The organism is Microcoleus sp. Z1_B2, assembly GCF_036700325.1.
In the GTDB taxonomy this organism is placed as follows: domain Bacteria; phylum Cyanobacteriota; class Cyanobacteriia; order Cyanobacteriales; family Microcoleaceae; genus Microcoleus.
Genome location: NZ_JAUBOQ010000090.1, coordinates 1 through 10,636 on the forward strand (window position 1 = coordinate 1; position 10,636 = coordinate 10,636).

Consider the following 10,636-nt stretch of genomic DNA (forward strand, 5'->3'; position numbering starts at 1 on the left):
TTCAGATAGCACTCAGTTTTTTCGCTTCTGTGCTTTATTGCGTAAGCATCCCTATTTAAAAACTGTCCGGAGTATTGAAATTAGACCCTGGCTCCAAAACTACTGGAATCGCATTAGTGCAAGGAGAGGACGTAATCTTTGGTGCAGAACTAGCTCACCGAGGTCAATCAATTAAAGCTAGCTTGGAATCTCGCCGTTCACTGCGTAGGAGCAGAAGAAATCGCCATACTCGCTATCGAAAAGCGAAATTTTTAAATAGAACTCGCCCGAAAGGGTGGCTGGCTCCAAGCCTACAACATCGTGTCGAAACAACCCTAACCTGGGCAACTAGATTGATGAAAGTCCCTCCCATTGGTTCTATTGCTCAAGAACTTGTGCGGTTCAACTTACAACAACTAGAAAACCCAGAAATTAGTGGACTGGAGTACCAGCAAGGCGTTTTATGTGGTTACGAGATCCGCGAATATTTGTTGAATAAGTGGGATAGAAAGTGCGCGTACTGTGGAGCTACAGATACACCACTACAAGTCGAACATATTCATCCCAAAGCCAAAGGCGGATCTAATCGCATTTCTAATCTTTGTCTGGCCTGTGAAAAATGCAATGTCAAGAAAGGGACTCAAGGGATTGAGCAATTCCTCTCTAAGAAGCCAGATGTCTTGAAAAAGATCCTGTCTCAAGCAAAACGTCCATTAAAAGACGCAGCAGCCGTTAATTCGACTCGCTGGGCGTTATTTAATCAACTCCGTATGACTGGTTTACCAGTTTCTACTGGTAGTGGCGGCTTGACAAAATTCAATCGCACTCGTTTACAGTTACCGAAATCTCACTGGTTAGATGCTGCTTGCGTAGGTAAAGTCGAAGAATTAAAGGTGCTGACTTCTCAACCGCTGCCAATAAAAGCAGCAGGACACGGTACTCGACAAATGTGTGGCACGGATCGGTTTGGCTTCCCAATTCGACATAGATCAAAAAAGCAGATCCATGTGGGTTTTAAAACTGGCGATATTGTTGGCGCGACAGTCACCGCAGGCAAGAAAGTCGGTTCCTACGTGGGACGAGTTCTTTGCCGTGCATCCGGTTCGTTCGACATCGCTACAATGAAGGGAAGAGTAGCAGGAATTAGTCATAAATATTGCCAACCTATTCACAAAAAAGATGGCTATTCCTATGGATTTTGATTCAAGGCGACGGTCGTCGCAGCCGCTTTCCTCCCCATGTCGGTAGCCCGGGGCTTCTCGCTCGTTTTCTGGTGAAAGTTACTCCGCCAAATTCAATTAAAATGTTTCGCCCCGCGAGTACATTTCTTGGCAAAAGACCTCTGGAGGGAAAAAAACCCGATTTGTCGGATGAATCTGGCTTTACAGTTAGCCGATGTGGCGACAACTCTGGCTAGGTTAGAAGTAGAAGAGGCGCGAAAATTTCAACAAGAGTCTGCTAAGGATATGGTTTCAGACTCAACTGAGACTTGAGATAAAAGTCTACGGGAATTGGGAATTGGGCATGGGGCATTGACAACAAACTTCTAACTTTGCTTTGTGAATTAGCAAGCCCAAAACTGTCTTACAGTTATGTAGGTATCTTTACAAAACAACACTGTAGATTATAGACACCAAAGTTATGCTTTTATTTCTGACAATAAATCTCGGTCAAATGCTGATTGCTCAAGCTTCATTTTGCCCTGACCCTAATGGTATCCAAATGATAGTCGTAGGGATTTTAATTGCATTACTTATCGCAGTTACTGGCGGGATGATTGTGGCAATTTATGTAATAGGATCAACCATGTTAGCAGGGTTGTCATGGGTAGGATTGATAACAGGGGGAATTTTTGGTTTTCTTCATCTACCACTAGATCTTCATGCTTTAGGAATTTTTGGGGTGATTGGGCTGTTTATAGTAGGGGGTATCAAGGGGATGTTAGGATGTGGTTAATTAAAATTAACCTCGCTCGAAAAAAAACCGATTTCTGACCACCCCTGCGTCCAGGACTAAATTTACCCCACGGCTCAATCCTCCCACACAACAACTTTCACCCTTGCGAGGTAATTGGTTGTCGAAAAAACTGCGTTACACTTATATAGGTATCTTTACAAAACAACATAAAACCATGACTGTTGCCTATCCCCGCAAGCTTCGCAACGCAATGGGAGCGCGCGAAATTTTAGCTAATGTAGTGCGCGATCGCGAAATTCACCTGATCACCCTCAACCGCTACCGCTACAGCGAACAGCGCAGTTGCAAAGACCTCACCGAGGTGATCGAACAGCTAAACGGGGAACCAGCCGAACTCGTGCGCGACCTCTCCCGGCACATTTCCGACGAAGCGCGACACGCTATGTGGCTCACCGACTTGCTGGTAGACCTCGGCCAAAATGTGGGAACGCCGCCGGGAGTCTCCTACATTGACGAATTTGAAAGGTTGTATGACAGCGAACAACAAGACCCCACCACAAACCGCGAAGACTTCGTAATTTCTTCCCTCGCCGCGATTAACGTCACCGAGAAGCGGGGCTGCGAATACTTCTCAGCGCACATCCACGCCCTCAAACAGGCTCCCCAAACCGCAGAAAACGTCAAAATCCGCGAAACAATCGAAAAGATTTTTCCCGAAGAAGCTGGTCACGTCCGCTGGGGCAACCGCTGGCTGGCCCAAATCGCCGACAAAAGCCCGGAACACCGCCAGAAGGTGGAACAGGCAAAGCGCAAGTATGTGGCGATCGAACAAGCAGCTTTTGAATCGGGAATGGATATCATGCTGGGGGCAGAACTCCGCCGCGTCACCCGCCTCGTGGATATTGCCAACACCATGCCGATGTGGGAACGCCCGCAATACCTGATGGAACGCTTACCCAGAACCCTGCTGGCCCCGGATCTGCAAATGACTAGAGTCGATGTAGCTCAGCGCGCCTGGAACCGCGACCCGCAGGCATTTATGGAGAAATTGGTACCCATGTTCCTCAACGGCTTGAATACCATTGAGAAGAAGCCGGCGGCGACTAAGCCCAAGGCTTAAAAACGATCGCGAACCTGGTTGAAACCGCTTTGCAAGTCCAACTTGCGTCTGGCTCCGCAAACAAGCGAGATTAACTGGTTCCCAGGCCTAGCCTCGGAACCAGTTATTTAAAGTCATAATTTTAAGCTTTAGCAAGTAAACTGATTATTGGAATAGTTTTCCATCTAAATATAATCGTCAGGAACCTCAGCCTAAAGGCATGAGGCTTGAAGGAGAAATCTAACAAGCCGTTCTGACGGGCCTAAGTCTTAACTGACTACGTTTTTTGAGTCACGACACCGGGAGAATGCGTAGCTAGTTCCTTGCTCTGTCGCTGAAGGTTAAACAGTTCTCAGGTAACAGGGACAGTGCTTTCAGCCTAACAAGCTCTCAAAACATTGGCGAAGCTAACTTTACTCCGAAAGGAGATTGAGGCAACCATACCTCATCGGAGGGGCAACCATACCCCTCCACCCCGCTGCATGTTTTAACTCAATGTAAAGCCGTCCTAAAAGGACGGGGTTTCAAACCCATATTTCTGATGACTACCAGCGAGCCGAACATACAAACAGCTTCCGCAGAAAGCCTATCGAGGGAAAGCGCGATCGCCTCCGAGCAGGTCGAAAAAGCCACAGCCGTCACCTATGCAGAAGAAATTGAAACTGTCATCGCCAGCATGGCTGTAGACCAAAAAGTGATGGTCGGTCAAAGTGAAGCTGGCGGACATCTTTGGAAGTTTAAGTACGGCAGTGTTGAAGTGTTCGTGCAACTCACCGGCGAAACCGAAGATGATACTTTGACTGTTTGGGCTTTTGTACTGCAGTTGCCTGCGAAGAATGAAGCTCAATTAATGCGGAAACTTCTAGAAATGAATTGGCTGTCTACTTTGGAATCTCATTTTGCCATTGTTGACAATCAAGTTGCGGTAATATCGACTCGGACGATCGCCGAAATCTCGACCGGAGAAATTTCTCGTGCTATCACTATTGTCGCCACTATCGCCGATGACAACGACGATATTCTGCAAGCAGAATTCGGTCAGTAGTGATTAGTTAACAGTTAACAGTCAACAACTAATACTTAAAAGTTAAAAGTTAACAGTTAACAGTTAACAGTTAACTAATATGCAGGCCCTGCGATCCAAGCAATAGTGATTCCCAGCCCCAAACCGACAAGCACTTGAAAAGGAGTGTGTCCCAGCAACTCTTTCAGGCGAGCCTCATTAAGGTTGTGATCTTCCTCAAAAAACTCGTCAATAATTTGGTTGAGGATGCGAGCTTGCTTGCCTGCTGCTTGGCGGACGCCTGCTGCGTCGTACATGACAATAATTGCAAAGATCGCAGCGATCGCAAAGTCCGGACTTTCCCATCCCATCGTTTGTCCGACTTCAGCAGCCAAAGCGCCCACAAAAGACGAGTGAGCGCTGGGCATTCCCCCCGTTGTTACCAAATACTGAAGATTAAACTTGCGATTTTTGACCAACTCGATCGGCAACTTCATGATCTGAGCCGCCAGACAAGCGATCAAAGCAACCACGAGTACATGATTGTTTAAAATGCCGCTGCAAATTTCCTGCATAGTGTTTAGTATTTCTAGTTACTGCGGCTGGTAATATAATCGGCGATCGCCAGCAGCGGTAGAGCTTTGCTCCCAAACACTGCCAATTGAGCCTTAGCATCAGCAACAAGCTGCGAAGCTTGGCGCCGAGACTCCTCAATTCCCCACAAACTCGGATAAGTGACTTTTCCTGCTTGAACATCTTTGCCAGCAGTTTTGCCCAGTTCTTCTTGGGTAGCAGTAATATCCAGAATGTCGTCAATGATCTGGAAAGCCAACCCAATATTTTGAGCGAAACGAGACAGCCGCTGCAAATCCGCAGCCGAAGCCCCAGCCAGAATTGCCCCACAAACTACGCAGGCCTCTAACAGCGCGCCTGTTTTGTGAGCATGAATGTAATTCAAAGTTTCCAGAGAAACATCTGTCTTTCCTTCCGATTCCAAATCAACCACTTGACCACCTACGAGTCCAGCAGCACCCGATGCCCGCGCTAAATGGGCGATCGTCTGCAACACCTGTTGGGGGGGTACGTTCTCAGTTTTAGTGGCGATAAATTCAAAAGCATAGGTCAACAAACCATCGCCAGCCAAAATGGCGATATCCTCGCCGTAGACTTTGTGGTTCGTCAGTTTGCCACGCCGGTAGTCGTCATTGTCCATTGCCGGCAAATCGTCGTGGATCAGCGACATGGTGTGGATCATTTCCAAAGCGCAAGCTGTCGGAATTGCCATAGATGTAGTGCCGCCGGCCAGTTCGCAGCTAGCCAGACACAGGATCGGACGCAGGCGCTTGCCCCCCGCTAGCAGCGAGTAGCGCATTGCTTCGTAAATTTTCTCTGGGTAGATGACCGGCAGTGCACTGTCGAGAGCTACCTCGATCGCCTCTTTTCGCTTGACTAGATAAGTAGATAAATCGAAAGAGGATTCCGGTTGGGACGAACCCATTTCTGTTGCCAATACCATCCCTTGCTCTCTTGTACTTAATATTTATATGGGATATTGTGAGCCGTTCAGGTCGCATCGTGCCGACTTTTACGGCAGTAGTTGCTCGAACTCCGAGCATCAATTAATCATTCTACGGGTGTTGTTGCACAGAAAATCTTTGAGTTTTGATAAGTTTGTCAAATTGCCAGTCAATCTAAAATTTACAATCTCAAATCTCAAATCCGCTGATTTGTCTGGCGACTTCCAAAAACCGCTGCACCGCCGCCGTTGGATCGCTGCGCCAAATTAGAGCGATCGCCACAATGCAGGTTGATTCTGGTAACGCTTTGTAAACAACCCCGCTGCGCTGGAAATTTTGCATCGACGCCGGGACGATCGCCACTCCCATCTCGGCGGCTACCAGACTTACAATGGTTTGCATTTGAATTGCTTCTTGAGCTGCGATCGGGCTAAAACCTGCTTGTTGACAAAGACTGACGATCGCATCGTACAATCCCGGAGCCTGGGAACGCGGAAATAAAATGAACGGTTCCGTGGAAAGTTCGCGTAATTCAAGATGCGTGCGATCGGCCGCCGGATGCGTTTCTGGCAGTGCCACGATCAGCGATTCTCGAAAAACGATTTCAGAATTTATCCCGTCTTCCTCAACCGGAGGACGCACGAAGCCGATATCAATTTGCCCGAACCGGAGGCGCTGCAATTGTTCATTTGTCGTCAGTTCGTGCAGTTCGAGCTTGACGGCGGGATACCGAGTGCGAAAGGCCTGCAAAATCGCTGGAACCACGTTGTGTGCTGCAGAACTCACAAAGCTGATCGTCAGTTGGCCGAGTTCGCCCCGACTGGTTTGTCGGCCCAGTTGAATTGCTCGATCGACTTGCTGCAAAATTTTCCCGGCTTCCTCGAAAAAAACCTGTCCCGCAGCCGTTAAATGCACCGTCCGCTTGGTGCGGCGAAACAGTTGAAACCCCAACTCTGCCTCTAAATGCTGGATTTGTTGACTCAGCGGAGGTTGGGCAATATGCAGTTTTTCGGCTGCGCGAGTGAAATTCAGTTCCTCTGCAACTGCAATGAAATAACGCAAATGCCGAAGTTCCATAAGTCCCCATCATTTATATTTTAAAAGTATAAGTGGTTAGTTAAACATATATTGGACATTGATGATGATATTTCATACAGTGATTAATAGGCGAATTTGAGAATTAAACAATGGCTAATTTGGATATCAAAATTAGAGAAGCAGAGCTGGCAGATTTGGAATTAATCGTGGATTTTATTTCGCAGAAAAGCGAGTTTGATGGAGCTAAAAATTTCTTAGCAGCAACAGCAGATAAATTGCAGCAAACGTTGTTTTGCCAACCTCCGCTAGTGCGGGTTTTGTTGGCGGAAGTTGGGGGAAAAGCGGTAGGATTTGCTCTTTTTTATTCCTCCTATTCAAGTTTATTGACGCAGCCGTGTCTTTGGCTTGATGATCTATTTGTGGAAGCTCCTATGCGCGGAATGGGAGTCGGGACAGCGCTGTTAAAGTATTTGGCACAAATTGCTGAGTCCACAAATTGCGGGCGTATGGAATGGACTGTTAATACTGGCAATGCGCCGGGAATTGCTTTTTATGAAAAGCAGGGAGCGCGGATTTTGGAAAATATTAGAGTTTGCCGAATCGAGGGACTTGCGATAGCCCAACTCGCTAACAAATAAGTGGGTTGGTTTTGTGAAGAAGGATTTTTTTTATTAACCGCAGAGACGCAGAGAACACAGAGAAAGATAAGAAAGGTTCAGGGTAATTATCATGGCACAAAATTATTGGAATTCAGCTCTTTATGAGCAAAATTATGCTTTTGTTTGGCAGTACGGCGAATCGCTTTTGGAGTTACTCGCTCCGAAGGCTGGTGAACAAATTCTGGATTTGGGCTGCGGTACGGGACAGTTAACTGAAAAGATTGCTCAAAGGGGTGCTTTTGTGCAAGGTATTGATTCCTCTTTGTCGATGATTTCTACGGCAAAGGTTAACTATCCTCACATTAACTTCGCTGTCGCAGATGCGAGGAGTTTTCAAGTAGAATCTCCGTTAGATGCTGTGTTTTCTAATGCAGTTTTACACTGGATTAAACAGCCGGATGCTGTGATTAATTGTGTGGAAAAAGCGCTGAAGCCGGGAGGGCGTTTTGTGGCTGAGTTTGGCGGTAAGGGGAACGTGGGGGCGATCGTCCGCGCACTTTTGAGTGTTTTGTCAGAAATTGGCTGCCAGGAGCCTGAAGCGCTTAATCCTTGGTATTTTCCGAGTATTGGCGAGTATGCTGGGCTTTTGGAAAAGCAGGGATTTGATGTGGGTTATGCGGTTTTGTTCGATCGCCCGACTCGCCTAGAAGGTGGCAGCGCGGGTATGGTAAATTGGATTGAAATGTTTGCTGGCGGGTTTTTGTCGGGGTTGTCTGATGATGTGCGATCGCAGGTAATTAACGCAGTTGCAGAGCGTTTGCGATCGGCGCTGTACCGCGATGGTAATTGGAGTGCAGATTATCGCAGAATTCGCGTTGTGGCTGTAAAACCGTAGGGTGCGTCGCGATCGCAAATATTCAAATTCGAGAACATCGTCAGGTGCGTCGCTTCTTCAAAACTCGATTTTTTACGGAAATTTTCTGCAAGCGACGCACCCTACGTTAAGTGTATTTGTAATGATGACTAATGACTACTTGATGCTGTAACTCGAAACGGTATTTTCCAAAAGCATAGCAACAGTCATCGGCCCGATTCCTCCCGGCACCGGTGTGATAAATTCGGCTACTGTTTTAACCGCATTAAAATCAACATCTCCGGCTAAACGACTCGTACCGTCTGGATTGACGACGCGGTTAATACCGACATCAATTACTACCGATCCAGGTTTGACCATATTAGCTGTAATCATTTCTGTGCGGCCGACTGCGGCTATTAAGATATCAGCTTGGCTGGTAATCGATTCTAGGTTTTGCGATCGCGAATGAGCTACAGTAACAGTACAATCGGCTTCTAAAAGCATCAGCGCCATCGGTTTACCTACTAAAATACTCCGTCCCAAAACAACGGCGTTTTTTCCTTTTAAATCAATCTGGTATTCCTGCAATAACCGCATCACTCCGGCGGGAGTACAACTCCGCAAACCTTCCTCGCCACGCACGAGACGGCCTAAATTTACAGGGTGAAGTCCGTCAGCATCTTTGTCGGGGGCAATTTGGTACAGCAGCGAAATTGCATCTAAGTGTTCTGGTAGCGGTAATTGAACTAAAATGCCGTCTACTCGATCGTCCTCGTTGAGTGCACGAATTGCAAGTTCTAGTTCGGCTTGAGTAGCGTTGGCTGGGTAATGCTGGCCGAAGGAAGCTATCCCAACTTTAGCGCAGGCTCGCTCTTTATTGCGAACATAGGCTGCGCTAGCTGGGTTGTCCCCTACCATCAGCACCGCAAGTCCCGGAGGACGACCCTTTTTGGGTTGTAGGGCGCGGACTCGATCGCTCAGCTCGCTTTGAATCTTTGTCGCTAAAGCTTTGCCATCTAGTATTTGAGCAGTTTTGGCATCCATTGTAGACTCTGGGTTAGGGGCTGATGATTTTAGATTTTAGCTTAATCCCCGCCAAGGACTACACTAGAGAAATTTCTTACTTGCGATCGATTCTGGGGATTCTGTTAAAGTAAGTCGTATCTCACATCTCAAATCAGTTGACAATGACTACTGCAATTAAGCAAGTTTGGGTTCAAAGATTCTGTACCAGCTCTTTGTCGCTAATCCTCGCCAGCGGTTTTTTCAGTTGCGGCAATTTACCCATGTCTCAACTTAATCTTGGTTTTAATGTTGCTAGCATTGGCGACATTCAACAAAAGCGACAAGTCGATGGTGAAGTTTATCTCCGGGGAAAGGTGGAAAATCGCGCTCCGTTTGTGGGGACTGCGGCTTATCAACTTGAGGATGGTACTGGCAGTATTTGGATTTTAACCAAGCAAGAGTTGCCCCAGCTTGGCGATGAAGTATTGCTGAAGGGAGAAGTCCGCTACAAGAGTATTACTCTGAAGGATTTGGCCGGAAAAGATTTAGGTGAAGTTTATGTTGAGGAAATGGAACAATTAAAGCGCACTCCAGCGGCAACTCAATAAAAATAGGAAGATGCTATAGCCTTTCTCAGTAACATGAGGTGGTCATAGGGATCCGTGGGCCTAGGGTTCGCCCCCATATTTCACCACGCTTGAGAACCGCTATAATTTATTTCATTAAGTGATTCTATTTCATAAAAATCAAAGGTTTATAGTTGCGCTTGGGCGATTTGGATCTGTTTATTTATCCTCAAAGTTCATTAACCATAATATTATGGTCGGGGCGGGTTTACCTAGATTTTTGGTGGGTTTTACAGATGTTGGTGAACCCGCCCCTACAGCAATTTATTCCTTCTTCCTTCTTCCTTCTTTCTGCTTTTTAACAAATGAATAAAATTCACGTTGCGATCGCGATTTTGTACCAAGACGGCAAGTTTCTCTGTCAGTTGCGAGACGATATTCCTCATATCAGGTATCCCGGACATTGGGCTTTGTTTGGCGGACACTTGGAACCGGGGGAAACGCCGGAAGTTGCTGTAGTGCGGGAATTATCAGAGGAAATTGGCTATGCTCCTGCAAGTGTTTCTTTTTTCTGTTGTGATGTCGAAAAAGATGTTGTTCGCCACGTTTTTTATGCACAACTTAGTGCGGATGTCAAGGATTTAGTTTTGCTTGAGGGTTGGGATATGAAGTTGTTGACACCCCAGCAGATTCGGGCCGGCAAATGCTTTTCTGAGCAGTCAGGAGATGTGCGACCTTTTGGGATTGCTCACCAACGTATTTTATTGAATTTTATTGACTCGATTTGAGAAAATTGGCACTCACCCCACATTGCAGGGGTTTGAGGAGGGAGATATTCGTAAGGTGCGCCCAGGCGTCCACCTTACATTGCAGGCAGAGCTGTTTCATCCTCTTGTAGGGGCTGCCCCCCGTGGCTGCCCCAATCTCTGAAACACGAGCAAATCGTGGATGGGGAGGGTAGGCACGGGGAGTAGGGGTAGCACTAAGTAGGTCGGTATAAAAAAACAAAGGTAAGTAAAGAAATGTTAACAACTAGAATTGGAACTGAATTTAAAGC

Annotated in this window: 12 protein-coding genes and 1 pseudogene; 9 read left to right on the forward strand and 4 right to left on the reverse strand. The window is 46.9% G+C overall.

Annotation, left to right across the window (positions count from 1 at the left end; genetic code table 11):
- Positions 1 to 74 precede the first annotated feature (74 nt).
- The 5 genes and pseudogenes from iscB to QT984_RS29140 form a co-directional block, all read left to right on the forward strand.
- A pseudogene (iscB, locus tag QT984_RS29120) lies at positions 75 to 1,181 on the forward strand (RNA-guided endonuclease IscB); the annotation flags it as partial.
- A 168-nt stretch (positions 1,182 to 1,349) separates the two neighbouring features.
- The gene (locus QT984_RS29125; RefSeq protein WP_333263130.1) at positions 1,350 to 1,472 is read left to right on the forward strand and encodes a hypothetical protein; all 123 of its coding nucleotides are present in this window, start codon (positions 1,350 to 1,352) and stop codon (positions 1,470 to 1,472) included.
- A gap of 148 nt (positions 1,473 to 1,620) precedes the next feature.
- Positions 1,621 to 1,935 (forward strand): hypothetical protein, encoded by a 315-nt coding sequence (locus tag QT984_RS29130; protein WP_333291565.1) that lies wholly within the window; start codon positions 1,621 to 1,623, stop codon positions 1,933 to 1,935.
- Between the two features lie 175 nt (positions 1,936 to 2,110).
- Entirely contained in the window at positions 2,111 to 3,016 is a 906-nt protein-coding gene (locus tag QT984_RS29135) for a ferritin-like domain-containing protein (RefSeq protein ID WP_333057660.1), read from the forward strand.
- Between the two features lie 520 nt (positions 3,017 to 3,536).
- Complete coding sequence (locus QT984_RS29140) at positions 3,537 to 4,040, forward strand: YbjN domain-containing protein (protein WP_333057661.1); 504 nt, start codon at positions 3,537 to 3,539, stop codon at positions 4,038 to 4,040.
- Positions 4,041 to 4,114: 74 nt separating this feature from the next.
- Here the strand turns inward: QT984_RS29140 and QT984_RS29145 are convergent, their stop codons facing one another.
- The 3 genes from QT984_RS29145 to QT984_RS29155 all read right to left on the reverse strand — a co-directional run bounded on the left by QT984_RS29145 (position 4,115) and on the right by QT984_RS29155 (position 6,592).
- Positions 4,115 to 4,573, reverse strand: coding sequence for a divergent PAP2 family protein (locus QT984_RS29145; RefSeq protein WP_333057662.1), 459 nt, complete (start codon positions 4,571 to 4,573; stop codon positions 4,115 to 4,117).
- 14 nt (positions 4,574 to 4,587) lie between these two features.
- Positions 4,588 to 5,514 (reverse strand): geranylgeranyl diphosphate synthase CrtE, encoded by a 927-nt coding sequence (crtE, locus tag QT984_RS29150; protein WP_333057663.1) that lies wholly within the window; start codon positions 5,512 to 5,514, stop codon positions 4,588 to 4,590.
- A gap of 190 nt (positions 5,515 to 5,704) precedes the next feature.
- The gene (locus QT984_RS29155; RefSeq protein WP_333233213.1) at positions 5,705 to 6,592 is read right to left on the reverse strand and encodes a LysR family transcriptional regulator; all 888 of its coding nucleotides are present in this window, start codon (positions 6,590 to 6,592) and stop codon (positions 5,705 to 5,707) included.
- A gap of 110 nt (positions 6,593 to 6,702) precedes the next feature.
- Between QT984_RS29155 and QT984_RS29160 the strand changes: the two genes are divergently transcribed.
- The gene (locus tag QT984_RS29160) at positions 6,703 to 7,191 is read left to right on the forward strand and encodes a GNAT family N-acetyltransferase (protein ID WP_333375525.1); all 489 of its coding nucleotides are present in this window, start codon (positions 6,703 to 6,705) and stop codon (positions 7,189 to 7,191) included.
- A 91-nt stretch (positions 7,192 to 7,282) separates the two neighbouring features.
- Positions 7,283 to 8,047, forward strand: coding sequence for a methyltransferase domain-containing protein (locus tag QT984_RS29165; protein ID WP_333375527.1), 765 nt, complete (start codon positions 7,283 to 7,285; stop codon positions 8,045 to 8,047).
- A 135-nt stretch (positions 8,048 to 8,182) separates the two neighbouring features.
- On the opposite strand, the gene folD is transcribed toward QT984_RS29165, so the two are convergent.
- On the reverse strand, positions 8,183 to 9,052 hold the full coding sequence (gene folD / locus QT984_RS29170) for a bifunctional methylenetetrahydrofolate dehydrogenase/methenyltetrahydrofolate cyclohydrolase FolD (RefSeq protein ID WP_333247948.1): 870 nt from the start codon (positions 9,050 to 9,052) through the stop codon (positions 8,183 to 8,185).
- A gap of 143 nt (positions 9,053 to 9,195) precedes the next feature.
- Between folD and QT984_RS29175 the strand changes: the two genes are divergently transcribed.
- Both QT984_RS29175 and QT984_RS29180 read left to right on the forward strand, forming a co-directional pair.
- Positions 9,196 to 9,621 (forward strand): DNA-binding protein, encoded by a 426-nt coding sequence (locus tag QT984_RS29175; protein ID WP_333057669.1) that lies wholly within the window; start codon positions 9,196 to 9,198, stop codon positions 9,619 to 9,621.
- A 323-nt stretch (positions 9,622 to 9,944) separates the two neighbouring features.
- A complete protein-coding gene (locus QT984_RS29180) occupies positions 9,945 to 10,367 on the forward strand; it encodes an NUDIX hydrolase (RefSeq protein ID WP_333057671.1) in 423 nt (140 codons plus the stop codon).
- Positions 10,368 to 10,636 lie beyond the last annotated feature (269 nt).

What these genes read in the sequence shown, in the direction of transcription:
- QT984_RS29175 (WP_333057669.1), top strand. Translation starts at nt 9,196, where the DNA reads ATGACTACTGCAATTAAGCAAGTTTGGGTTCAAAGATTCTGTACCAGC.
- folD (WP_333247948.1), bottom strand. Translation starts at nt 9,052, where the DNA reads ATGGATGCCAAAACTGCTCAAATACTAGATGGCAAAGCTTTAGCGACA.
- QT984_RS29125 (WP_333263130.1), top strand. Translation starts at nt 1,350, where the DNA reads ATGAATCTGGCTTTACAGTTAGCCGATGTGGCGACAACTCTGGCTAGG.
- QT984_RS29155 (WP_333233213.1), bottom strand. Translation starts at nt 6,592, where the DNA reads ATGGAACTTCGGCATTTGCGTTATTTCATTGCAGTTGCAGAGGAACTG.
- QT984_RS29135 (WP_333057660.1), top strand. Translation starts at nt 2,111, where the DNA reads ATGACTGTTGCCTATCCCCGCAAGCTTCGCAACGCAATGGGAGCGCGC.
- crtE (WP_333057663.1), bottom strand. Translation starts at nt 5,514, where the DNA reads ATGGTATTGGCAACAGAAATGGGTTCGTCCCAACCGGAATCCTCTTTC.
- QT984_RS29165 (WP_333375527.1), top strand. Translation starts at nt 7,283, where the DNA reads ATGGCACAAAATTATTGGAATTCAGCTCTTTATGAGCAAAATTATGCT.
- QT984_RS29130 (WP_333291565.1), top strand. Translation starts at nt 1,621, where the DNA reads ATGCTTTTATTTCTGACAATAAATCTCGGTCAAATGCTGATTGCTCAA.
- QT984_RS29145 (WP_333057662.1), bottom strand. Translation starts at nt 4,573, where the DNA reads ATGCAGGAAATTTGCAGCGGCATTTTAAACAATCATGTACTCGTGGTT.
- QT984_RS29160 (WP_333375525.1), top strand. Translation starts at nt 6,703, where the DNA reads ATGGCTAATTTGGATATCAAAATTAGAGAAGCAGAGCTGGCAGATTTG.
- QT984_RS29140 (WP_333057661.1), top strand. Translation starts at nt 3,537, where the DNA reads ATGACTACCAGCGAGCCGAACATACAAACAGCTTCCGCAGAAAGCCTA.
- QT984_RS29180 (WP_333057671.1), top strand. Translation starts at nt 9,945, where the DNA reads ATGAATAAAATTCACGTTGCGATCGCGATTTTGTACCAAGACGGCAAG.